Here is a 23,404-nt window from a genome sequence, read left to right as displayed (position 1 = left end):
CATCACGCCGTGACCTGGGACATGCTGGAGAACATCGACGGGTGGGGCTGGGTCGGGGCGGTAGCGATCTGGTTGGTCACCCTGCTGCTGAGCGTCGTCGTGGGCTCATGGGTGGTGCCCTGGGTGCTCCGCCAAGCCAGTGGGGGAGACCTGCCCTGGGCGCGCTACCAGCCGCCGATCCTTCCGCAGGCGCTGGAGCCGGGCGACGACGGGTCAGGAGTCCCCGCGCGGGGCGGGGCTGGAGACGGCGGCGAGCCGCCGTCGGGCACCATGAACCCGGAGGCCGTGGCGATCCTGCGCGGCGGCGCGTGGCTCGGCCTGCTGGAGCGCCTCGCGATCACCGGGGCCCTGCTGGCCGGCTACCCGTACGGCATAGCGGTGGTGGTCGCGATCAAGGGCCTGGGCCGCTATGCGGAGCTGCGCGACCAGCCGATCGCGTCGGAGCGGTTCGTCGTGGGCACGCTCACCTCGCTCATCTGGTCGGTCGCGATGGGCCTCCTGGGACTCGTCGCGATGAACGTGTTCGTGCTCTGACCGGTCCTCCAGATCTGAGCCGTCCGCTAGACTTGACCGCTGCTGCTCGACACCCCGATTGACACCCCAGCCGCCGGCCCGCTGTCGGCGTGCTCTGGGTACACCTTCACCAACACAGGAAGACGAACGTGGCTACCTCCAACGACATCAAGAACGGCACCGTGCTCCGGATCGACGGCAACCTCTGGTCGGTCATCGAGTTCCAGCATGTCAAGCCGGGCAAGGGTGGAGCGTTCGTCCGAACGAAGATGAAGAACGTCCTGTCCGGGAAGGTCGTCGACAAGACGTTCAACGCGGGTATCAAGGTCGAGACGGCCAACGTGGACCGCCGCGACTTCCAGTACCTGTACATGGACGGCGAGGACTTCGTCTTCATGGACAACGACACGTACGACCAGGTGACCGTGCCGGCAGCGACCGTCGGTGACGCGAAGGACTACATGCTCGAGGGCATGAGCGTCATGCTCGCCTCGAACGACGGCACGCCGCTCTACATCGAGCTGCCGACGTCCGTCGTCCTGGAGATCACCTACACCGAGCCGGGCCTGCAGGGCGACCGCTCCACCGGCGGCACCAAGCCGGCCACCCTCGAGACGGGCGCGGAGATCCAGGTCCCGCTGTTCCTCGAGCAGGGCGTCAAGGTCAAGGTCGACACGCGCACCGGCGACTACCTCGGCCGCGTCACCGACTGACCCGCAGCGGCGTCCTCGCACGTCTCGCAGGGTTTCCAAGGTTCGCAGAGCTTCAAAGGTTCGCAGAGCTTCAAAGGTTCGCAGAGCTTCACCAGTCGCAGAGCTTCACCAGTGAGCTTCAGTAGCAGAGAGAGACCATGGGCGCACGCACCAAGGCGCGCAAGCGCGCCGCCGACATCCTCTTCGAGGCGGAGCAGCGGGGCATCGACCCGCTGAAGCTCCTCGCCGACCGCGTGGCAGTGCCGCACACCGAGGCGGCAGTGCCGCAGTACACGGTCGAGATCGTGGAGGGTGTGGTCGCGCACCGCGACCGCATCGACGAGGTGCTGGAGACCTACTCGCAGGGCTGGACCCTCGACCGCATGCCCGCCGTCGACCGCGCACTGCTGCGGATCGGCTCCTGGGAGGTCCTCTTCAACGACGACGTGCCGGACGCCGTCGCGCTGGACGAGGCGGTCGACCTCGCCGGCGACCTGTCCACGGACGACTCGCCGGCCTTCGTGAACGGCCTGCTCGGCAGGGTCAAGGACCTGAAGCCGACTCTGCTGGCATGAGGCTCGCGTGAGGCCGGCATGAGCGCCGGCGGAAGCCGGCACCAGACGTGAGCACCGGTCCCGGCGCTGAACGGTTCGACGAGCGACGTCTGCTCGTTGCCCTGTTCGGCGCCGGGATCGCTGCGTTCGCGCAGCTCTATTCGCCCCAGTCCGTCCTGCCGGACGCCGCCCGCGACCTCGCGACGTCGGCCTCGGCGACGGCCCTGCTCGTCTCCGCCGCGACACTCGGCCTCGCGGTAGGCGTGCTGCCCTGGGCGTGGGTGGCCGACCGCATCGGGCGTGTGCGGGCGATGACCATCGCGATGCTCGGTGCGACGGCCGTCGGGCTCGCCGTCCCGTTCGCTCCGTCGTTCGGCCTGCTCGTCGCCGGCCGCGCGGTCGAGGGGCTGCTCGTCGCGGGAGTGCCCGCGGTGGCGATGGCCTACCTGACCGAGATGCTCACCGACGCGGGCGCGGCGTCGGTGGTCCCGCGCGCGGCCGGGACGTATGTGGCGGGAACGGCGATGGGCGGGCTCCTGGGGCGGCTCGTCTCGGGCGGAATCGCCGAGCTGTTCGGCTGGCGCGCCGGCGTGGGCGCGGTCGCGGTCGCGTGCCTGATCGCGTCCGGCGTGTTCGTCTGGCTGGCGCCGCGGGACCGCGCGTCTCGGGACGGTGGGCTCGGGGCCGGTGGGCAGCGAGGCGCAGGGCTTCCGGTGGCCGACGGCGGGATCCCCGACGGCGGCTCGTCGGGCGATGGCTCGCCGGACGGCGTCGCGCCGGGGGGCCGCGCCGGCCGGCTCCGTGCCCTGCTCAGCCCGCGCCTGCTCGTGCTCGACGCCCAGGGGCTGCTGCTCATGGGCGGCTTCGTCGCCGTCTACAACTACCTGGGCTTTCGCCTCGCCGCAGAGCCCTTCAGCCTGTCGCCCGGCGTGCTGAGCCTGGTGTTCCTCGCCTACCTGGCCGGGACGTGGTCGTCTGCCCGGACGGGGCGGCTCGTGGTGCGGCACGGCCGACGCCGGGTGCTGATCGCCGCGACCGCGGTGATGGCGGCCGGGGTGGTGGCCACGCTGTCGGGGTGGCTGCCGCTCGTCCTGGCGGGCCTGGTCGTGCTGACCGCGGGGTTCTTCGGGGCGCATGCCGTCGCCAGCGGATGGACGCCCGTCGCGGCGCCGCGCGCCCGGACCCAGGCCGCCGCGGTCTACAACCTGGCGTACTACGCGGGATCGAGCGTGTTCGGCTGGCTGGGCGGTGTCGGGTTCGCGCTGGCCGGCTGGCCGGGAACGGTGGGGATGGTGCTCGCGCTGGTGGCCGTCGCGGCCGGTCTGGCGGCGGCGGTGCTCAGGGACTGACGGGCTGACAGCGGACTGGCAGGGACCGACGGGGACCGACAGAGGACCGACAGAGGACCGACAGCAGACCGCAACAGGACCGGCCGCCCCGACGAACGCCGGGGTCAGTGCAACCCAACGGTTGCACATTCGAGAGCGATGGTGCATGGTGGAAGTGCAACCAAACGGTTGCGCTCATCGCCTGGATCAGCTCGATCGGTTCGCTCGACAGGATCCACTCGATCGGTTCCGCTCGACCGGCCGTAACCACAACTCTCGGAGGCCCTCATGACCACCGTCCAGCCCCGCGCCAGCATCGACGTCGACACCCGATCCGTCACCCGCACCGTCCGCGTCGCCGCAAAGCCCGACGCCGTCTGGCGCGCGATCTCCGAGCCCGAGCACGTGGCGGGCTGGTTCGGCGACGCCTGCGAGACCGACGACGGCGGACCGTTCGCCGTCGGGACACGCGGTCGGCTGCACTTCGAGGGCTACGGCTGGGTCCCCTTCGAGGTGACGCGCGTGGAGCAGGGCCGTCTGCTCGCCTACCGCTGGGGCCGGTCGCCGGAAAAGCCCGAGCGCATGACCGAGGCCGAGTTCACCTTGGAGCCCGATCACGACGGCACCTACCTCACGGTCCACGAGACCGGCTTCACCGGCGACACCGACGAAGCGCTGCGCGCCGCTCTGGACGGCAACCGCGAGGGCTGGGACGGCGAGCTGGACGAGCTCGTCGAGTACATCGAGTCGCGCGCGTGGTAGTACCGGCGGGCTCAGGAACACCGCGGGGCCCAGCAACACCGATGAGCTCCGCAACACCGCCGGGCTCAGCAGCACCGCCGGACCCAGGGACTCCGCCGGCCTCTGGCACGGCGTCGCCCGTCGCCGCGTTCGCCGCACTCGCCGACGAGACCCGCTGGGCGGTGCTGCAGGCGCTGGCCGATGCGGGCCCAGGGAGCGCCGCAGGTGCCGGCGCGCCGGGCGGCGGTGCCGACGCCGGTACCTCGGCGGCGGGTCTGACGGCGTCCGCCCTCGCCGATCGGCTGCCGGTCACGCGGCAAGCGATCGCCAAGCACCTGGCGGTGCTCGAGGCTGCCGGGCTGGTCGAGTCGCGGATCGTGGGCCGCGAGCGCCGGTACCGCGCCCTGGGTGCCGAGCTGACGGCTCTGGGCCGGCGGCTGGAGCGCATCGGGGACGCGTGGGAGGCGCGCCTGGGTCGCATCGCGGCGATCGCGAAGGAGCTGGAGCGCGGCTGAGGCCGGCCGGTGGCCGAGGCGCTGCCTGCTCCATGTTCGGTCGATTGCGTCGGCGCCCCAGCCGAATTCGGTCGGTTGCCTTGAGATCGGTCCACCGATTGACCGATCTCGAGGCAACCGACCGAACTGGGTTGGGAGTGCGTTGCATGCGACCGAACTGGGTTGGGAGTGCGTTGCATCCGACCGAGCTCCTGCAGGGTGGCCGTCAGCCCTGGTGTGAGCAACGCCCCTTCGGGAGGGCGGGGGCTCCGGCGTCCGGCACGTGTCCAGGGCGTTATGGTGGGGACTGTCAGACTCCCTTTAAACCCGTCCCGTGAGGCGGAGAAGGAGGTCGCCAGATGAATCCTGGCAGCCGCATGCCCGAATCCAGCGCGACGCACCAACCCAGCGCGACCCCAGCCGGCAGCGCGACCCCCGCCGGCACCACGCAGAGCACGGACCCCAGCACCGCAGCAGCGCGGACGGTGCTCGGCGAGGCCGACATCGCTCGCGCGCTGACCCGCATCGCTCACGAGATCGTCGAGCGGAACAAGGGCGCCGCGGACCTGGTCCTGCTCGGCATCCCGACGCGTGGCGTGCAGCTCGCCCACCGGCTGGCCGAGCGCCTGGTGCAGATCGAGCCCAGCTTCAACGGCGAGTACGGCACGCTGGACGTGACCATGTACCGCGACGACCTGCGGCGTCAGCCCACGCGCGCCGTCGGGCAGACGCTCCTGCCGGGCAGCCTGGACGGCACGATCGACGACAAGGTGGTCGTCCTGGTGGACGACGTCCTGTTCTCCGGCCGCACCATCCGCGCCGCGCTGGACGCCCTGAACGACCTGGGCCGTCCCCGTGTGGTGCAGCTCGCGGCGCTGGTGGACCGCGGGCACCGCGAGCTACCGATCCGCGCGGACTACGTGGGCAAGAACCTGCCGACCTCGCGCAGCGAGCGCGTGCGGGTCCGGCTGTCCGACGTCGACGGGGGAGTTGACGCCGTGGTGATCAGCGGTGCCTCGCCGGGCTCGACCAGCGCACAGGGAGGCGCTCGGTGAAGCACCTGCTGACCACCCAGGGCATGTCCAAGGACGACGCGATCCTGCTCCTGGACACCTCCGCGCAGATGGCCGCCACCCAGTCGCGGGAGAACAAGAAGCTGCCGACGCTGCGCGGGCGCACCGTCGTGAACCTGTTCTACGAGGACTCCACACGCACCCGGATCTCGTTCGAGACGGCGGCCAAGCGCCTGTCCGCTGACGTCATCAACTTCTCGGCCAAGGGGTCGAGCGTGTCCAAGGGCGAGTCCCTCAAGGACACGGCCCTCACCCTGCACGCCATGGGGGCCGACGCCGTGGTGGTGCGCCACTCGGCGTCGGGCGCGGCGCACCAGCTGGCCCACGCGGGCTGGCTCGACGCCGGCGTGCTGAACGCGGGCGACGGCATGCACCAGCACCCCACGCAGGCGCTGCTGGACGCGTTCACGATCCGCCGGCACCTGGTGGGGAACGTCGGCGCCGACGGCCGGGGTGCCGACACCTCGGTCGGCGCCGACCTGGCCGGCCTGCGCATAGCGATCGTGGGCGACGTGCTGCACTCCAGGGTCGCCCGCTCGAACGTGTACCTGCTGCATACGCTCGGTGCCGAGGTGACGCTGATCGCGCCGCCCACCCTGGTCCCCGTAGGCGTCGAGATGTGGCCGTGCCGCGTCTCCTACCACCTGGACGAGACGCTCGAGCAGTGGCAGCCGGACGCCGTCATGATGCTGCGGGTGCAGCGTGAGCGGATGTCGGGCGGTTCGGGCGCGTTCTTCCCGAGCCCCATGGAGTACAGCCGCAAGTTCGGGTTCGACGGCCGCCGCCTGGCGGTGCTGCCGGACCACGCGATAGTGATGCACCCCGGTCCGATGAACCGTGGCCTGGAGATCTCGGCGGACGCCGCCGACCACCCCCGCTCCGTGATCGTGGAGCAGGTGGCCAACGGCGTCGCCGTCCGGATGGCCGCCCTGTACCTGCTGCTGTCGGGCGACGACAGTGCGAGCACCGAGAAGACCAGCACCGACGAGAGGAATGCCCTGTGAGCACCCCGACACCTCAGGCCTACGTCCTGCGTGGGGTACGTCCCTACGGCACGGACCCGGTCGACGTCGTGCTGGCGGACGGCGTGATCGCCGCGATCGGCGCCCCCGGCACGGTCGAGGTGCCGGACGGTGCCACCGAGATCCCGGCAGGCAGCGACGGGACGGGCAGCGACGGGACAGGTCTGGTCCTGCTGCCCGGGCTGGTAGACCTGCACACCCACCTGCGTGAGCCCGGCCGGGAGGATGCCGAGACGGTGTTCTCCGGTACCCGGGCCGCCGCCGCGGGCGGCTTCACCGCTGTGCACGCCATGGCCAACACGACGCCGACGCAGGACACCGCGGGCGTCGTCGAGCAGGTGTACCGGCTGGGCCAGGAGGCGGGCTGGGCGGACGTGCACCCAGTCGGCGCGGTGACCGTGGGCCTGGGCGGCGAGCGGCTCGCCGAGCTGGGCGCCATGGCGGACTCCGCCGCCCGCGTGCGGGTCTTCTCCGACGACGGCAAGTGCGTGCACGACCCGGTCCTGATGCGCCGCGCGCTGGAGTACGTCAAGGCGTTCGACGGTGTGGTGGCCCAGCACGCGCAGGAGCCGCGCCTCACCGAGGGCGCACAGATGAACGAGGGCATCGTGTCCGCGCAGATCGGCCTGACGGGCTGGCCGGCGGTCGCGGAGGAGTCGATCATCGCCCGCGACGTGCTGCTGGCCGAGCACGTGGGCTCCCGCCTGCACGTGTGCCACCTGTCCACGGCCGGCTCGGTGGAGATCGTCCGCTGGGCCAAGGGCCGCGGCATCAACGTCACCGCCGAGGTGACGCCGCACCACCTGGTCCTCACCGACGACCTCGCCCGCGACTACGACCCGGTGTTCAAGGTGAACCCGCCGCTGCGCACCGCGAAGGACGTCGAGGCGGTCCGCGAGGGCCTGGCCGACGGCACCATCGACATCGTCGCCACCGACCACGCGCCGCACCCGGTGGAGGACAAGGACTGCGAGTGGTCGTCGGCCGCGTTCGGCATGACCGGCCTGGAGACCGCGCTGTCCGTCGTGCAGCAGACCATGGTCGACACCGGCCGCATGACCTGGGCCGACGTCGCCCGCGTGCTCTCGGAGAACCCCGCCCGGATCGGCCGGATCGATGAGGGCCCGGCGAGCCAGGGCCGCCCGGTCGCCGTCGGCGAGCCCGCCAACCTGACCCTGGTCGACCCGGCCGCCACCCGCGCGATCGACGGCCGCACCCAGGTCACGGCCAGCAGCAACACGCCGTTCGGCGGCATGGAGCTGCCGGGCCGCGTCGTCGCGACGTTCCTGCGTGGCCGGGCCACGGTGCTCGACGGCGTGGTCGTCGACCGCGCTGCCGTCGACCGCGCCGCAGGCGCACCCGCGTTCGAAGGAGCCACCCGATGAAGATCCTGGCCATCGCCGTGCTGGTCGCCCTGGCGGTCTTCCTGGTGCTGTACGTGACCCTCATCGGCCGACGACGGCTCGCGCAGCGCACCACCACCCTCGTGCCGGCGCCCCCCGCTGTGCCCGGAACGAACGCGGCGCCCGGTGCCGGCTCCGATTGGGCCGATGGCGTGGGGCCCGTGCGGTTCGGCCCGCTGGAGGCGGTCTACGTCTCGACCACGCTCCACGGCGACTGGCTCGCCCGCGTCGGCGCGCACGGCCTGGGCGACCGGTCGCGTGCTGTCGTGTCCGTGCACGCCGGCGGCGTCCTGGTCGAGCGCGACGGCGCCGACGACCTGTGGGTGCCCGTGACCGCCATCCGCAGCGCGGGCCTGGCCCCGGGCATGGCGGGCAAGTACGTCGGCGCGGACGGCCTCGTCGTCATCACCTGGGCCGTCCCGGAGGCCGACGGCGTCGCGGCGGCGCTGGTCGACACCGGCCTGCGCACGCGGCGCGCCGAGGACCGCGGCGGCCTCGTGGACGCCGTCCGGTACCTGCTCGCGGCCCAGCAGCCCCCGCAGGCCCATCCCGGGCAGTACGCCGGCCAGCAGGCCCACCAGTATCCCGAGCACGACCCTCAGCAGCACCCGCACCAGCAGGAGGCCCGGTGACCATCTCGATGACACCCCCAGCTACGACCCCCGCAGCTACATCTGCAGCACTCGTCCTCGAGGACGGCACCACCTACCGCGGCCGGGCGTACGGCGCCACCGGCACCACGTTCGGCGAGATCGTCTTCTCCACCGGCATGACCGGCTACCAGGAGACCCTGACGGACCCGTCCTACCACCGGCAGATCGTCGTCATGACGGCCCCGCACGTCGGCAACACGGGCGTGAACGACGAGGACCCCGAGTCGGACCGGATCTGGGTCTCCGGCTACGTCGTCCGCGACCCCGCGCGCCGGGTCTCGAGCTGGCGCGCGCAGCACTCGCTCGGCGAGGAGCTCGCCGGGCAGGGCATCGTCGGTATCTCCGACGTCGACACCCGCGCCCTGACCCGCCGCCTGCGCGAGGAGGGCGTGATGCGCGCCGGCATCTTCTCCGGCGACGACCTGGTCCGGGGCGGCTACCCGCGCCCCGTCGAGGAGCTCGTGGCGGAGGTACAGGCGTCCCCGCAGATGGCGGGCGCCGACCTGGCCCGGGAGGTCTCCACCACCGAGGCCTACACGGTCGAGCCGGCCACCGTGAACCCCGCGGAGTACGGGGCGGGCAAGGCCCCGATCGCCACGGTGGTCGCCGTCGACCTCGGCATCAAGACCATGACGCCGGTCCGCCTCGCCGAGCGCGGCGTGCGCGTCGTCGTCGTGCCGCAGTCCTCGACCATCGCCGACGTCGAGGCCGCCCTGCCCGACGACGGCACGCCCACCGGCGTATTCTTCTCCAACGGCCCCGGCGACCCGGGCGCCGCCGGCCACGAGGTCGAGCTCCTGCGCGCGGTCCTGGACCGCGGGATCCCGTTCTTCGGCATCTGCTTCGGCAACCAGCTCCTGGGCCGTGCGCTCGGCTACGGCACCTACAAGCTCGGCTACGGGCACCGGGGCATCAACCAGCCCGTGCTCGACCGCACCACCGCCAAGGTCGAGGTCACCGCGCACAACCACGGCTTCGCGGTCGACGCGCCGCTGGACGAGGAAGGCTCGGCCGCCCCGCACGACGGCGGCCGGTACGGCCGCGTCGTCGTCTCCCACGTCGGGCTGAACGACCGCGTGGTCGAGGGCCTGACCTGCCTCGACCTGCCCGCCTTCTCCGTGCAGTACCACCCCGAGGCCGCGGCCGGCCCGCACGACGCCGCCTACCTGTTCGACCGGTTCGTCGGCCTCATGACGAACCCCGCGGCGTGGCCGCCTGCCATCAAGTCCCCGCACTCAGCAGCCCAGATCAACACCGAGGAGAACCACTGATGCCTCGCCGTACCGACATCTCCTCGGTCCTGGTCATCGGGTCCGGCCCGATCGTCATCGGCCAGGCCTGCGAGTTCGACTACTCCGGCACCCAGGCCTGCCGGGTCCTCCGCGAGGAGGGCCTCCGGGTCATCCTCGTGAACTCGAACCCGGCCACGATCATGACCGACCCCGAGTTCGCGGACGCCACCTACGTGGAGCCCATCACCACCGAGGTCCTCACCACGATCATCGCCAAGGAGCGCCCCGACGCCCTGCTGCCCACCCTGGGCGGCCAGACGGCGCTCAACGCCGCCATCGCGCTGGACGAGGCCGGGGTGCTCGAGAAATACGGCGTCGAGCTCATCGGCGCCAACATCCCCGCCATCCAGAAGGGCGAGGACCGCCAGCAGTTCAAGGACGTCGTCGAGAAGTGCGGCGGCGAGTCCGCGCGCTCCGAGATCGTGCACTCCATCGACGAGGCGCTGAAGGCCGCCGAGATCCTGGGCTACCCGATGGTCGTGCGCCCCTCCTTCACCATGGGCGGACTCGGCTCCGGCCTGGCCTACGACGAGGCAGACCTGCACCGCATCGTCGGCCAGGGCCTGCACTACTCGCCCACCACCGAGGTGCTCCTCGAGGAGTCCATCCTGGGGTGGAAGGAGTACGAGCTGGAGCTCATGCGTGACAAGCACGACAACGTAGTGGTCGTCTGCTCCATCGAGAACGTCGACCCCGTCGGCGTGCACACCGGCGACTCCGTCACCGTGGCCCCCGCGATGACCCTCACCGACCGCGAGTACCAGAGACTGCGGGACATCGGCATCGCCGTCATCCGCGAGGTCGGCGTCGACACCGGCGGCTGCAACATCCAGTTCGCCATCGACCCGGAGAACGGGCGCGTCATCGTCATCGAGATGAACCCCCGCGTGTCCCGCTCCTCGGCCCTCGCCTCCAAGGCGACCGGCTTCCCGATCGCGAAGATCGCCGCCAAGCTCGCCGTCGGCTACACGCTCGACGAGATCCCGAACGACATCACCAAGGTCACCCCCGCCAGCTTCGAGCCCACGCTCGACTACGTCGTGGTCAAGGTCCCGCGGTTCGCGTTCGAGAAGTTCCCCGCCGCGGACGACACCCTCACCACCACCATGAAGTCCGTCGGCGAGGCCATGGCGCTCGGCCGCAACTTCACCGAGGCCCTCGGCAAGGCCCTGCGGTCCATCGACAAGGGCGGCGTCACGTTCCACTGGGACGGCTACGCCCCGGCCGGCGACGAGCTCGCAACGCTGCTCAAGGAGATCGAACGGCCCACCGAGGGCCGCATGGTCGGCGTCCAGCAGGCGCTGCGCGCCGTCGCGACCGGTGAGACCACCCTCGAGCAGGTCTTCGACGCCACCAAGATCGACCCCTGGTTCCTGGACCAGATCCAGCTCGTCAACGAGGTCGCGGCCCAGGTCGCGGCCGCACCCACCGTCACCGAGGACGTGCTCCGGCACGCCAAGCGGCACGGCCTGTCCGACGCCCAGATCGCGCGCCTGCGCGGCATGGGCCCCTCCGGCGAGGTCACCGTCCGCGAGATCCGGCACGCCCTCGGCGTCCGCCCGGTCTACAAGACCGTGGACACCTGCGCCGCCGAGTTCGAGGCCAAGACCCCGTACCACTACTCGAGCTACGACTCCGAGACCGAGGTGGCGCCCCGCGAGCGAGAAGCCGTCATCATCCTCGGCTCCGGGCCCAACCGCATCGGCCAGGGCATCGAGTTCGACTACTCGTGCGTGCACGCCACCCTGGCGCTCGCGGACGAGACTCTGGGCAAGCGGTACGAGACCATCATGGTCAACTGCAACCCGGAGACCGTCTCGACGGACTACGACACGTCCGACCGCCTGTACTTCGAGCCGCTGACCTTCGAGGACGTCCTCGAGGTCTACCAGGCCGAGCTCGCCGCCGGACCGGTCAAGGGCATCATCGTGCAGCTCGGCGGGCAGACGCCGCTGAGCCTCGCGCGCCGCCTGGCCGAGGCCGGGCTGCCGATCCTCGGCACCAGCCCCGAGGCGATCGACGCCGCGGAGGACCGCGGGCTGTTCGGCCAGGTCCTGCTGGACGCGGGGCTCCCGGCCCCGGCCTTCGGCACCGCCCGGTCGCTGGCACAGGCCGTCGACATCGCGGACGGTATCGGCTACCCGGTGCTGGTGCGCCCGTCGTACGTGCTCGGCGGCCGTGGCATGGAGATCGTCTACAGCGAGGACCAGCTCACGGGGTACGTGGAGCGAGCGCTGGAGGCCGCGGCGGCGACGCACGCCGACTCCGGGGCGCACGGCACGCTGGCAGCCCCGCTGCTGATCGACCGCTTCCTCGACGACGCGATGGAGATCGACGTCGACGCGCTGTACGACGGCGAGGAGCTGTTCCTCGGTGGCGTCATGGAGCACATCGAGGAGGCCGGCATCCACTCGGGCGACTCGGCGTGCGTGCTGCCCCCGGTGTCGCTCAGCGAGACCGAGATCGCGCGCATCAGGCGCTCCACCGAGGCCATCGCACGCGGCGTCGGGGTGCGGGGCCTGCTCAACGTCCAGTACGCCCTCGTGAGCGACGTCCTGTACGTCCTGGAGGCCAACCCGCGCGCGTCGCGCACCGTGCCGTTCGTCTCCAAGGCGACCGGCACGCCGCTGGCCAAGGCCGCGGCGCGGGTCATGGTGGGCGAGTCCATCGCGGAGCTGCGGGCGGCGGGGCTGCTCCCGGAGCACGACGGCGCCACGCTCGACCTGGGCGCTCCGCTGGCGGTCAAGGAGGCGGTGCTGCCGTTCAAGCGGTTCCGCACCCGCGAGGGTCTGGTCGTGGACTCCGTGCTCGGCCCGGAGATGCGCTCCACGGGCGAGGTCATGGGCTTCGACAAGGACTTCCCGCACGCGTTCGCGAAGTCGCAGGCCGCGGCGTACGGCGGGCTGCCGACGTCGGGCACGGTGTTCGTGTCGGTCGCCGACAGCGACAAGCGGCACGTCGTCTTCCCCGTCAAGCGCCTGGTGGAGCTCGGGTTCAAGGTCCTGGCCACGGCCGGCACCGCCAACGTGCTGCGCCGCAACGGCATCGAGGCCACGGTGGTGCGCAAGCACACCGAGGGCCGCGGGCCGGACGGGGAGCTCACGGTCGTGGGGCTCATCACCGAGGGACAGATCGACCTCGTGGTGAACTCGCCGTCGGGCCAGGGCGCCCGCGCGGACGGCTACGAGATCCGGGCGGCCACGACGGCGGCCGACAAGCCGATAGTAACCACGGTGGACCAGCTCGCCGCGGCGGTGCAGGGCATCGAGGCGGTGCTGGCAGGCCCGTTCCAGGTGACGAGCCTGCAGGAGCACATGGCGACGTCGGCCGCACGGCTCGCGGCAGAGGTCCCGGCGGCACAGCTCGCCGCGGCGGAGCCGGCGGGAGCGAGCGCGTGACCGGCGCCGAGCCTGCCCCGGTGGTCGAGCCTGTCGAGACCCGACCCGAGCCGTTCGGAGCGCGGCTGGCCGCCGCGATGGACGAGCACGGCCCGCTGTGCGTGGGCATCGACCCGCACGCTGCGCTCCTGAGGGCCTGGGGTCTGCCTGACGACGTCGACGGCCTGCGTGAGTTCTCCCTGCGGGTCGTGGACGCGCTCGGGGGCAGGGTCGCGGCGTTCAAGCCGCAGTCCGCGTTCTACGAGCGGCACGGCTCGCGCGGCCTCGCCGTCCTCGAGGAGGTCATCGCGGCGGCCCGCGCCGCCGGTCCGGGTGGTGGCTCCGGCAGCGGCACGGGCAGCACGGGCACGCTGACGATCGTGGACGCCAAGCGCGGCGACATCGGCTCGACGATGGGCGCCTATGCCCAGGCGTTCCTCGCGGACGGCTCGCCCCTGGCCGGGGACGCCCTGACGGTGTCGCCCTACCTCGGGTTCGGCTCGCTGGAACCCGCGGTCGAGCTGGCCGCGGCCACCGGCCGCGGGCTGTTCGTGCTGTGCCTCACCTCCAACAAGGAGGGCTTCGAGGTGCAGCACGCGGTCCAGCGCGCCGCGGGCGCGCCCGGCAGCGGTGACAGGGCCGACGGCGGGCACGACGGCGTCTCGGTCGCCGCGCTCATGGCGGCGCACGCGGCGGTGCTCAACGCGGGCGCGGAGCCGATGGGCTCGGTCGGGCTAGTGGTGGGTGCGACGATCGGCGACGCCGTGGGTGCCACGGGGACGGATCTGGTGGCCGTGAACGGCCCGCTGCTGGCCCCGGGAGTGGGTGCGCAGGGCGCGGGGGAGCGCGAGCTCGCGACGACGTTCGGGGATGCCCGGCGGAACGTCCTGGCGTCGTCGTCCCGCGCGGTGCTGGCCGCTGGTCCGGACCCGGAAGCGCTGGTGAGCGCCGCACGCGCGGCCGCGCGGGAGGCGACGCAAGCGCTGCGCGACTGAACTTCCGCTCGATCTCGCCTACGGGACAAAGCGCCCTCGATCGTATCGATCGAGGGCGCTTTGGTGTGAAATGTACTAAATGCACAATCACGCTTCTGCATGAGTTTTCACGAAGTGGCGCCCTGCGATTGCCGAGCACAGAGGCGGTGGCTACTTTCGATGCAGCAGTTCACACCAGACCGGTTGCGGACCAGGTCACGGACTTGGGCATCCGGCCCGAGCGAGGACCGGATGTCCTAGTCAGGAAACCGGTCGAGAGACGAGTAGGTGACTTGCGTGGCACTACCACCCCTCACACCCGAGCAGCGTGCAGCAGCACTCGAGAAGGCAGCCGAGGCGCGACGCGCGCGGGCAGAGATCAAGAACAAGCTCAAGTACTCGCAGGGCTCCCTCCGGGAGGTCATCGAGGCGGGCCAGAAGGACGACGTCGTCGGCAAGCTCAAGGTCGTCTCGCTGCTCGAGTCGCTGCCGGGGGTCGGTAAGGTTAAGGCCAGGGCGATCATGGAAGAGATCGGGATCGCCGAGACCCGCCGCGTCCGAGGCCTCGGACCGCACCAGACGGCGGCGCTCATCGAGAGGTTTGGCTGAGATCAGTACGACACAACCCGCACGGCTGACTGTGCTCGCAGGCCCCACCGCCGTGGGCAAGGGCACGGTCTCCGCCGATGTGCGGGACCGCTATCCGCAGGTCTGGCTCTCCGTGTCGGCGACCACCCGGTCGCCGCGCCCGGGCGAGGTGGACGGAGTGCACTACCTGTTCGTGTCGCCGGAGGAGTTCGACCGCATGGTCGCTGCCGGCGAGATGCTCGAGTGGGCCGTGGTGCACGGTCGTAACCGGTACGGGACGCCGCGGCGGCCGGTCGAGCAGAAGCTCGCCGCCGGGGTGCCCGTGCTCCTGGAGATAGACCTCCAGGGCGCGCGCCAGGTGCGTGATGCGGTGACGGCCTCGGGCCTGGAGGCCCGGTTCGTCTTCCTCGCCCCGCCGAGCTTTGACGAGCTGGTTCGCCGGCTCGTCGGACGCGGCACCGAGGACTCTGAGGAGCGTGAGCGCCGGCTGGCCACAGCGCGGGTAGAGCTCGCGGCCGAGAAGGAGTTCGACGTCACCATCGTGAACGACGACGTGCACCGTGCCACGGACGCGCTGGTCTCCGTGATGGGTGTGGGTTCCACCACAGCCGTCGCCGGCTAGCAGGTCGCCGGCTTGCGCGTCGGCCGTCCGGGCGTTTCGCCTGCCCTCTCCGGGCGACGGAGCAGGTAGACTCGTCCCTCGGACTTCCCCCATCACTCAGACTTCTGGAGCTTCACCATGGCCGGAACCGTCGCCGCCCCCGAGGGCATCACCGACCCGCCGATCGACGAGCTGCTCGAGCGTATCGACTCGAAGTACGGCCTCGTGCTGTACGCGTCCATGCGCGCCCGTCAGATCAACGCCTACTACTCGCAGCTCAACGAGGGCCTCCTGGAGAACGTGGGCCCGCTCGTCGAGACCCGCAACCAGGAGAAGCCGCTCTCCATCGCGATGCGCGAGATCACGCAGGGCCTCCTCACGATCGAAGAGGTCGACCCGGCGGAGGTCCAGGCGCAGGCCGACGCCGCCGCGGCCGCCAAGGCTGAGCAGCCGCTGCCCGACTTCCCGGGCTGACCGGGCCGGACGCGCGGTTCCTGAGCGTGCACATCGGCTTGTCGTCGAGCGTGTCGAAGGGCTGTCACCCATGAGGATCCTGCTCGGCGTCAGTGGTGGGATCGCCGCGTACAAGGCGGTGCTCCTGCTGCGCCTGCTGCGTGAGCAGGGGCATGCCGTGCGTGTGATCCCCACGCGCGCAGCGCTCGAGTTCGTCGGTGCCCCGACGTTCGAGGCGCTGTCGGGCGAGCCGGTCAGCACCGATGTGTTCGACGACGTGCCCGGCGTGCAGCACGTCGCGCTGGGGCAGGGCGCCGACCTCGTGATCGTCGCCCCGGCCACCGCCGACCTCATGGCGCGCGCCGCTGCGGGCTTCGCCGACGACCTGCTGACCACCACCCTCCTGGCTGCCCGCTGCCCGGTGGTGTTCGCCCCGGCGATGCACACCGAGATGTGGGACCACCCGGCGACCCGTTCGAACGTGGCCACCCTGCGTGAGCGGGGGGTGCACGTGATCGAGCCGGCCTCGGGCCGGCTGACCGGCACGGACACCGGCCCCGGGCGGCTGCCCGACCCGGAGGACATCGCGCGCGAGGCGCTCTCGCTGGTCGATCCCTCGCTCGTCGATACCCAGCCCAGCGCCCGCCCCCCGGTGGTCGAGCCTGTCGAGACCCAGGACCTGGCCGGCCGGCGCGTCGTCGTCTCTGCGGGCGGCACCCGGGAGGCCATCGACCCGGTGCGGTTCATCGGCAACCGGTCCAGCGGCCGGCAGGGCGTCGCGCTCGCGCGGGCGGCTGCCGCGCGGGGCGCTGACGTGACCCTGGTTGCGGCGAACCTCGCCCAGGACGTGACCGACCAGGTCGTCTCGGGACCGCGGGCGTGTTCCGTCGTCCGGGTCGAGTCCACCGCGGAGCTGCGCGAGGCGGTCCGGTCCGCGGGCGCGGACGCGGACGTCGTGGTGATGGCCGCCGCCGTGGCGGACTTCCGCCCCGCCGTCACACCCGACGCCAAGATCAAGAAGGTGCCGGGGCAGGGCCCCGCGCCCATCGAGCTGGTCGAGAACCCGGACATCCTCGCGGAGCTGGCCCACGAGCGGCTGCGGCCCGACCAGGTGGTGGTGGGCTTCGCCGCCGAGACGGGCGACGCGTCGGGCAGCGTGCTGGAGCACGGCCGGGCCAAGGCCCGGCGCAAGGGTGCGGACCTGATAGCGGTGAACGCCGTCGGCTCCGGGCGCGGGTTCGGTACCGACAGCAACGAGGTCACGCTCCTGGACGGGGCCGGTGACGTCGTCGGGCAGGCCTCGGGGTCCAAGCGCGAGGTGGCGGACGCCCTGTGGGACGCCGTCGCCAAGCTTCTGCCGTGATCAACCCAGCAGCGAGCCCGCCCGTGACTCCCGTCTCACCTTTCAGGATCGACTGTTCGCTGTGCGAGACCGTAGGCTGGTGGGCATGAGCGAGCTGCGTCTGTTCACGTCCGAGTCCGTGACTGAGGGTCATCCGGACAAGGTGTGCGACCAGATCAGCGATGCCATCCTCGACGCATTGCTGGAACAGGACCCGACGTCGCGCGTTGCGGTGGAGACCATGGTCACCACCGGTCTCGTGCACGTCGCGGGCGAGGTCACCACGGAGGCGTACGTCGAGATCCCGCAGATCGTGCGGGAGGTGGTGCGCGGGATCGGGTACACGTCGTCGACCATCGGGTTCGACGCCGACTCGTGCGGCGTGTCGGTGTCGATCGGGCAGCAGTCGCCCGACATCGCGCAGGGCGTCGACAAGGCCCTCGAGATGCGGGACGACACCAGCGACCTCGACCCCATGGACGCCCAGGGCGCGGGCGACCAGGGCCTCATGTTCGGCTACGCGTCGGACGAGACGCCGTCCTACATGCCGGTGGCCGGGTGGCTGGCGCACCGCCTGTCCGAGCGGCTGGCCGCGGTACGCAAGTCTGGCGAGGTGCTGGGCCTGCGCCCCGACGGCAAGACGCAGGTCACCGTCGGGTACGACGGCGACCGCCCCGTCGCGGTCGACACGGTGGTCCTCTCCACGCAGCACGACGCCGACGTCCAGCAGGAGAAGCTCCACGTCGAGATGGCCGATCACGTGATCGCCCCCGTGCTGGAGGCCGCCGGCCTCGAGTGGTCGGGCGCCAAGCAGTTCGTGAACCCGACCGGCAAGTTCGTCATCGGCGGGCCGCAGGGCGACGCCGGACTGACGGGCCGCAAGATCATCGTCGACACCTACGGCGGCATGGCGCGGCACGGCGGGGGCGCGTTCTCGGGCAAGGACCCGTCGAAGGTGGACCGGTCCGCGGCGTACGCGATGCGCTGGGTGGCCAAGAACGTGGTCGCCGCGGGACTCGCGCGGCGCTGCGAGGCGCAGGTCGCCTACGCGATCGGCAAGGCGCACCCCGTGGGCCTCTACGTCGAGACGTTCGGCACCGAGACCGTGCCCGTCGAGATGATCACGGCGGCCATCCGTGAGGTGTTCGACCTGCGCCCGGCCGCCATCGTGCGCGACCTCGACCTGCTGCGTCCCATCTACCGGGCCACGTCGACCTACGGCCACTTCGGCCGCGACCTGCCCAACTTCACCTGGGAGCGCACGGACCGCGTAGAAGACCTCCAGTCCCTCTTCTGACCCGCGCCCGCGTGTCAGTGGCGCGTGGTGGGATAGGGGCGTGAACGGGGACGTGGGGCAGGCGCGAGCGGCCGGTCGGGCGGTGCATGACGAAGAGCCGCAGGCCATGGCGCCGGAAGACGGAGCGCTGCTCGGGCTGGACGAGGTGGGCGCCGGGCCCGGTCGCGGCAAGGGCCGCCAGAACCCGCTCGACAAGGCCGAGACCAACGGCATCCCCATCGCCGAGACCTTGCCGGTGGCCCGGGTCGTGCTCGACCTGCAGCCCGCCCACCTCGACCAGCCGTACGACTACCTGGTTCCGGCCACGATGTCCGACGACGCCCAGCCCGGGGTCCGCATCAAGGCCCGGTTCGGGCGGCAGGACGTGGCCGGGTACGTCGTCGCCCGCCAGGAGACCTCCGACCACGACGGCCGGCTCGTGCCGCTGCGCCGGGTGGTGTCCGGCGAGCGTGTCCTGACGCCGCAGGTCCTGGGGCTGTGCCGGGCGGTCGCCGACCGGTATGCGGGCACGCTCGCCGACGTGCTGCGACTGGCCCTGCCCCCTCGGCACGCGCGCGTCGAGAAGGAAGCGGTGGTCGAGTCCGTAACGGTGGTCGAGTCCGTAACGGCGGTCGAGCCTGTCGAGACTCCCGCCACGACACCGCGGCAGCAGCCCTCCGCCTGGTCTCCCTACCGCGGGGGCGAGGCGTACCTGCGCCGGATCCGTGCGGGCGAGGCCCCTCGGGCCGTCTGGTCGGCATTGCCGGGCGTGGGCACCGATCCCGGTACCCAAGGCGACGCCGACGCCAATGTAGATACTGATGCCGGTACCGAGGCCGATACCGAGGCGAGGGGCGCGGGCACGCCCCACTGGGCGGCCGCCGTCGCGCAGGCCGTGCGGTCGTGCGTGGCGGGCGGGCGGGGAGCGCTCGTCGTCGTGCCCGACGCACGGGATGCCGCGCGGGTGACCGCGGCGCTGGAGGGGGCGGGCTTCAGGGCGGACGACGTCGTGCGGCTGCTCGCGGACGACGGCCCCGCCCCCCGCTACCGCGCCTTCCTGCGTGCCCTGCGCGGCACGGCGCGCGTCGTGGTGGGGACGAGGGCGGCGATGTTCGCGCCGGTCGCGGACCTCGGCCTGGTGGTCCTGTGGGGCGACGGCGAGGAGACCCTGGCCGAGCCGCACGCCCCGTACCCGCACGCCCGCGACGTCCTGGCGCTGCGCGCGGAGCGGGAGACCGCGGCGTTCCTGCTGGGCTCACCCGGGCGGACGGTGCAGGCGCAGGCGCTGCTGGCGTCGGGCTGGGCGCGCGAGCTGGCGGCGCCCCGGGACGTCCTGCGCGCCCGTGCGCCGCGGGTGCGGGCTCTGACGTCCGTCGAGCTGGCGCGGGACGGCGCCGCGGCCGCGGCCCGGTTGCCGTCCACGGCCTGGCGCGCGGCGCGCGAGGCCCTGGAGCGGGGACCGGTGCTGGTGCAGGTGCCGCGGTCGGGCTACCTGCCGGTCATGGCGTGCTCGCGCTGCCGGGTCGCGGCCCGCTGCGGCCACTGCCACGGCCCGCTGGGGCTGCCGCACGCCGACGGCGCGCCGCAGTGCACCTGGTGCGGCCGGCTGGCCGGCGGCTGGCGGTGCGAGGAGTGCGGCTGGACGGGTCTGCGGTCGGTCCGTGTCGGGTCGGCGCGCACCGCGGAGGAGCTGGGCCGCGCGTTCACGGGTGTGCCGGTGCGGCTGTCGTCGGCGTCGGCCCCGGGCGGGGTGCTCGACGCCGTTCCGGCCGCGCCCGCGCTCGTCGTCGCGACGCCGGGCGCCGAGCCGGTCGCGGAGGGCGGGTATGCCATTGCGCTCCTGCTCGACGCGGCCGTGATGACGGGCGGCACCGGCCTCGCAGCCGGCACGGAGGCGCTGCACCGCTGGCTCGCGGCCGCGTCGCTGGTCAGGCCCGGGCCCCAGGGGCAGGTGCTGCTCGTCGGCGACGGCGCCCCCGGCCCGACCCAGGCCCTGGTGCGCTGGGACCCGGCAGGCTTCGCGCAGCGCGAGCTCGACGAGCGGGCGGAGCTGCACCTCCCGCCCGCCGTGCGGGTCGCCGCGGTGACGGGGGACCGGGTCGCGGTGGACGCCGTCGTCGGCAGGGTCGGGCTGCGCGAGGACCCGGGGACAGGTTCGGGTGTGCTGGGTCCGGTCGAGGTCGACCCCGAGTCCTCCGGGCGAGGACCAGGTGCCCGGGGACCGGCGTCGGGCAGCCGCGGCGGGGTCCAGGCGCTCGACCTGCCCGTACGTACCGTGCTGCGCGTACCCCTTGCCCAGGGTGACGAGCTCGCCCGTAGGCTCAGGGCGAGCCTCGCCGTCCGCTCCGCGCGTCGCGAGGGCGGGACCGTCCGTGTGCAGCTCGACCCGAAGGAGATGCTGTGACTTATGCCGACCCGGCAACCGGCCTTGCTATCGACACCGTCGTGTACGACTTCGGCAACGTCCTGGTCGGCTGGGACCCGTACGGCCCGTACGCGGGCCGGCCGCGGGCTGACGTCGAGGCGTTCTTCGCCGCCGTGGACTTCGACAACATCAACCACGCCGCCGACGCCGGGACGCCGTACGCGGTGCTGGTCGAACGCGTCGCCCGGACGCGGCCGGACCTCGTCGAGGACCTGCGCCGGTACGTCGAGCACTACGAGCTGTCCCTGACCGGGCCGATCGACGGGTCGGCGGAGCTCGTGGCGGAGCTGAAGGGACTGGGGCTGCGACTGTACGGGCTGACGAACTGGCAGGCCGAGACCTTTCACAGCGCCGCGCCCGCCGCGCCGGCGATCGGGCTGATGGACGACGTGATCGTGTCCGGCCGCGAGGGCATGGCCAAGCCCGACCGGCGCATCTTCGAGCTGGCCGTCGAGCGGTTCGGGGTCGACCCCGCCCGCACCGTGTTCGTGGACGACAAGGACGTGAACGTGGACGCGGCGCGGCACGTCGGCTTCCACGGTGTGGTGTTCACGACCACGGAGGCCCTCCGCAAGGAGCTGCGCCGGCTGGGGCTCCAGGTCGCCGAGTAGCCGGTCGCCGAGTAGCAGGCCCGCCGGGGCCGCGCCGTCGGACGTGATCAGTGCGCGGAGACCTTCACAGTGCGTTCCTCCGTCGCCGCCGCCCTGAGCTCGTCGAGCGTGGACGCGTCGGCCTCCGGATGGGAGTCGTCGGGGTTGTTCGCCGCGATCGCCTCCGCGACGGGCCACGTGATCACCCCGTCGTCGTCCACGTCGCCCAGGAACGCGTTGCCGAACACTATGACCCACTCCGGCGGCGGCCAGGGCTCGGGGCCGACGTGGTTCAGGAACAGCACCATCTCGTCCAGCGCGAGCAGCTCCTCGGCCACGCGGTCGTCGTCCGCGCAACCGCTGATGCCGATGTGCACCGTGATGGTGCTGCCCTCGAGCATCGTCAGGTCGCCCAGCGAGTCGATGACCTCGTCCACCTCGAACGTCAGGTCGATCATCCCGAGGCTCGGATCGTCGGGCGTTCCGGGTTCCCAGCCGGTGAACCGCCCGGTGGCCGCCAGCTCGGAGGCATGCGCGTCACCCCCGTCGATGACGTACCGGACCGACGGCAGGGCGGCTGTGACCGTCTCGGGATAGAAGGCGTAGTCGGCAAGCGGCGCGGACATGGCGAGCACTTCGGCGAATCCGGTGCCACCCGAGACGGTTCCGCAGTCACCGGCGCCGCCCGTCTCGGCACCGCATCCCGCCAGCAGGCCTCCGGAGAAGAGGGCACCGGAGAGCAGCGCGACGACCGGCCTGACGACCGGCCTGACGACCGGCTTGGTGACCGGCGTAGCGAACATGGTGCGACGCATGGTGGTCCTCCGACCGGGTACGAGCAGCTACAGCGTCTCTGTGCCGAGGGCCACGACGCTTGCACGGCCCGTACAACACGCCGCGTTCAACACGCCGCCGGGCCGGCCCATACCTAGACTGACCCGGTGCGTCTTCTCTTCGCAGGAACACCCGAACCCGCCGTCGCCTCGCTGGAGGCCCTGCTCGGCTCGCGCCACGAGGTGGTAGCCGTCCTGACCCGCGCCGACGCGCCGTCGGGCCGCGGCCGCAAGCTCACGCCGAGCCCCGTGCGCGCCCGGGCCGAGGAGGCCGGGATCCGGGTCATCACGGACGTCCCGCGCGGCGACGAGTTCGTCGCGATGCTGCGCGGGCTGGAGATCGACGCCGCCCCCGTCGTCGCCTACGGCCACATCCTGCGGCCCGCCGTGCTCTCCGTGCCCCGCCTGGGCTGGATAAACCTGCACTTCTCCGTGCTGCCCGCCTGGCGCGGCGCCGCCCCGGTGCAGCGCGCGCTGATCGTAGGCGACGAGGTCACCGGCGCCACCACGTTCCTGCTCGACGAGGGCATGGACACCGGCCCCGTGCTCGGCACGGCCACGGAGACCATCCGGCCCACCGACACGGCCGGCGACCTCCTCGGCCGCCTAGCGGTCTCGGGCGCCGAGCTGCTCGTGGCCACCCTCGACGCCCTCGAGGACGGCACCCTCCAGCCGCAGCCCCAGCCCGCCGACGGCGTCTCCGTCGCCGCGAAGCTCACCACCGACGACGCCCGCGTGGCCTGGACCGACCCGGCGCTCGCGATCGACCGCCTGGTGCGCGGCTGCACGCCCGCGCCGGGCGCCTGGACCGTGCTGCCGGACGGCTCGCGGCTGGGCCTCGGGCCCGTCTCGCCGCGCCCCGAGGTCACCGACCTGAGGGCCGGCGAGGTGCGGGCGCTGAAGCACGAGGTCCTGGTCGGGACGGCGACGCACGCCGTCGCGCTCGGCGAGGTGCGGCCCGTCGGCAAGAAGGCGATGCCGGCGCCCGACTGGGCCCGCGGCGGCGGGCGCGCGCTCGTCGAGGCGGGCCTGGTGCTGGGCGGCGTCGGTGTGGCCGGCTGAGGCGAGGCGGGACGCGGGCGCGGGCCGGCCGCCCACGTAGGATCAGGGAGTGTCGAACACCCCCCACCCGCGCCAGGACGATCCACGCCGGAACTCTCGAGGTCGCGAGCGCAGCGCT

22 protein-coding genes are annotated in these 23,404 nt (G+C 72.4%); 21 read left to right on the top strand and 1 reads right to left on the bottom strand.

Annotation, left to right across the window (positions count from 1 at the left end; translation table 11 throughout):
* Window positions 1–9 precede the first annotated feature (9 nt).
* The 20 genes from IE250_RS19875 to IE250_RS19780 all read left to right on the top strand — a co-directional run bounded on the left by IE250_RS19875 (window position 10) and on the right by IE250_RS19780 (window position 21,412).
* Window positions 10–534, top strand: coding sequence for a hypothetical protein (locus IE250_RS19875; protein WP_229872604.1), 525 nt, complete (start codon window positions 10–12; stop codon window positions 532–534).
* Window positions 535–662: 128 nt separating this feature from the next.
* Window positions 663–1,226, top strand: coding sequence for an elongation factor P (gene efp, locus IE250_RS19870; protein ID WP_189671022.1), 564 nt, complete (start codon window positions 663–665; stop codon window positions 1,224–1,226).
* A 137-nt stretch (window positions 1,227–1,363) separates the two neighbouring features.
* Window positions 1,364–1,780, top strand: a complete 417-nt coding sequence (gene nusB / locus IE250_RS19865; RefSeq protein WP_189671021.1) for a transcription antitermination factor NusB — start codon at window positions 1,364–1,366, stop codon at window positions 1,778–1,780.
* Between the two features lie 47 nt (window positions 1,781–1,827).
* Window positions 1,828–3,108, top strand: a complete 1,281-nt coding sequence (locus IE250_RS19860; RefSeq protein ID WP_189671020.1) for an MFS transporter — start codon at window positions 1,828–1,830, stop codon at window positions 3,106–3,108.
* 267 nt (window positions 3,109–3,375) lie between these two features.
* On the top strand, window positions 3,376–3,849 hold the full coding sequence (locus IE250_RS19855; protein ID WP_189671019.1) for an SRPBCC domain-containing protein: 474 nt from the start codon (window positions 3,376–3,378) through the stop codon (window positions 3,847–3,849).
* Between the two features lie 41 nt (window positions 3,850–3,890).
* Window positions 3,891–4,343 carry an ArsR/SmtB family transcription factor gene (locus IE250_RS19850; protein WP_189671018.1) on the top strand — a complete coding sequence of 151 codons (453 nt, stop codon included), beginning with the start codon at window positions 3,891–3,893 and terminating at the stop codon, window positions 4,341–4,343.
* A gap of 356 nt (window positions 4,344–4,699) precedes the next feature.
* Complete coding sequence (gene pyrR, locus IE250_RS19845) at window positions 4,700–5,377, top strand: bifunctional pyr operon transcriptional regulator/uracil phosphoribosyltransferase PyrR (RefSeq protein WP_189671122.1); 678 nt, start codon at window positions 4,700–4,702, stop codon at window positions 5,375–5,377.
* Window positions 5,374–6,399, top strand: coding sequence for an aspartate carbamoyltransferase catalytic subunit (locus tag IE250_RS19840; RefSeq protein ID WP_189671017.1), 1,026 nt, complete (start codon window positions 5,374–5,376; stop codon window positions 6,397–6,399). Before pyrR ends, IE250_RS19840 begins: the two co-directional genes overlap by 4 nt.
* Window positions 6,396–7,802 (top strand): dihydroorotase, encoded by a 1,407-nt coding sequence (locus IE250_RS19835; RefSeq protein ID WP_189671016.1) that lies wholly within the window; start codon window positions 6,396–6,398, stop codon window positions 7,800–7,802. Before IE250_RS19840 ends, IE250_RS19835 begins: the two co-directional genes overlap by 4 nt.
* Window positions 7,799–8,452, top strand: coding sequence for a PH-like domain-containing protein (locus tag IE250_RS19830; protein ID WP_189671015.1), 654 nt, complete (start codon window positions 7,799–7,801; stop codon window positions 8,450–8,452). Before IE250_RS19835 ends, IE250_RS19830 begins: the two co-directional genes overlap by 4 nt.
* Window positions 8,453–8,460: 8 nt before the next feature.
* Window positions 8,461–9,744 carry a glutamine-hydrolyzing carbamoyl-phosphate synthase small subunit gene (gene carA / locus IE250_RS19825; protein WP_189671121.1) on the top strand — a complete coding sequence of 428 codons (1,284 nt, stop codon included), beginning with the start codon at window positions 8,461–8,463 and terminating at the stop codon, window positions 9,742–9,744.
* Window positions 9,744–13,163, top strand: coding sequence for a carbamoyl-phosphate synthase large subunit (gene carB / locus IE250_RS19820; protein ID WP_189671014.1), 3,420 nt, complete (start codon window positions 9,744–9,746; stop codon window positions 13,161–13,163). The genes carA and carB overlap by 1 nt, the downstream gene beginning before the upstream one ends.
* Window positions 13,160–14,137, top strand: a complete 978-nt coding sequence (gene pyrF / locus IE250_RS19815; RefSeq protein WP_268247851.1) for an orotidine-5'-phosphate decarboxylase — start codon at window positions 13,160–13,162, stop codon at window positions 14,135–14,137. The genes carB and pyrF overlap by 4 nt, the downstream gene beginning before the upstream one ends.
* Window positions 14,138–14,413: 276 nt before the next feature.
* A complete protein-coding gene (gene mihF, locus IE250_RS19810; RefSeq protein WP_189671013.1) occupies window positions 14,414–14,725 on the top strand; it encodes an integration host factor, actinobacterial type in 312 nt (103 codons plus the stop codon).
* 1 nt (window position 14,726) lies between these two features.
* Window positions 14,727–15,326: a guanylate kinase gene (gene gmk, locus IE250_RS19805; protein ID WP_189671119.1), complete on the top strand. Its 600-nt coding sequence runs from the start codon at window positions 14,727–14,729 to the stop codon at window positions 15,324–15,326.
* A 117-nt stretch (window positions 15,327–15,443) separates the two neighbouring features.
* Complete coding sequence (gene rpoZ / locus IE250_RS19800; RefSeq protein ID WP_189671012.1) at window positions 15,444–15,779, top strand: DNA-directed RNA polymerase subunit omega; 336 nt, start codon at window positions 15,444–15,446, stop codon at window positions 15,777–15,779.
* 70 nt (window positions 15,780–15,849) lie between these two features.
* Window positions 15,850–17,121: a bifunctional phosphopantothenoylcysteine decarboxylase/phosphopantothenate--cysteine ligase CoaBC gene (gene coaBC / locus IE250_RS19795; protein WP_189671011.1), complete on the top strand. Its 1,272-nt coding sequence runs from the start codon at window positions 15,850–15,852 to the stop codon at window positions 17,119–17,121.
* 85 nt (window positions 17,122–17,206) lie between these two features.
* Window positions 17,207–18,397 (top strand): methionine adenosyltransferase, encoded by a 1,191-nt coding sequence (metK, locus tag IE250_RS19790; RefSeq protein WP_189671010.1) that lies wholly within the window; start codon window positions 17,207–17,209, stop codon window positions 18,395–18,397.
* Window positions 18,398–18,437: 40 nt separating this feature from the next.
* Complete coding sequence (locus IE250_RS19785; protein WP_373301722.1) at window positions 18,438–20,780, top strand: primosomal protein N'; 2,343 nt, start codon at window positions 18,438–18,440, stop codon at window positions 20,778–20,780.
* Window positions 20,777–21,412: an HAD family hydrolase gene (locus IE250_RS19780; RefSeq protein ID WP_189671009.1), complete on the top strand. Its 636-nt coding sequence runs from the start codon at window positions 20,777–20,779 to the stop codon at window positions 21,410–21,412. Before IE250_RS19785 ends, IE250_RS19780 begins: the two co-directional genes overlap by 4 nt.
* A gap of 47 nt (window positions 21,413–21,459) precedes the next feature.
* Here the strand turns inward: IE250_RS19780 and IE250_RS19775 are convergent, their stop codons facing one another.
* Entirely contained in the window at window positions 21,460–22,206 is a 747-nt protein-coding gene (locus IE250_RS19775) for a hypothetical protein (protein WP_189671008.1), read from the bottom strand.
* Window positions 22,207–22,332: 126 nt separating this feature from the next.
* Between IE250_RS19775 and fmt the strand changes: the two genes are divergently transcribed.
* Window positions 22,333–23,286, top strand: coding sequence for a methionyl-tRNA formyltransferase (fmt, locus tag IE250_RS19770; protein WP_189671007.1), 954 nt, complete (start codon window positions 22,333–22,335; stop codon window positions 23,284–23,286).
* The last annotated feature ends 118 nt before the right edge of the window (window positions 23,287–23,404 follow it).

Origin of the sequence: Promicromonospora soli (genome assembly GCF_014653785.1) — a bacterium.
GTDB classification, from domain to species: domain Bacteria; phylum Actinomycetota; class Actinomycetes; order Actinomycetales; family Cellulomonadaceae; genus Promicromonospora; species Promicromonospora soli.
Note: the sequence above shows the minus strand (reverse complement) of the source record. Positions and strands in the feature narration are given on the sequence as shown.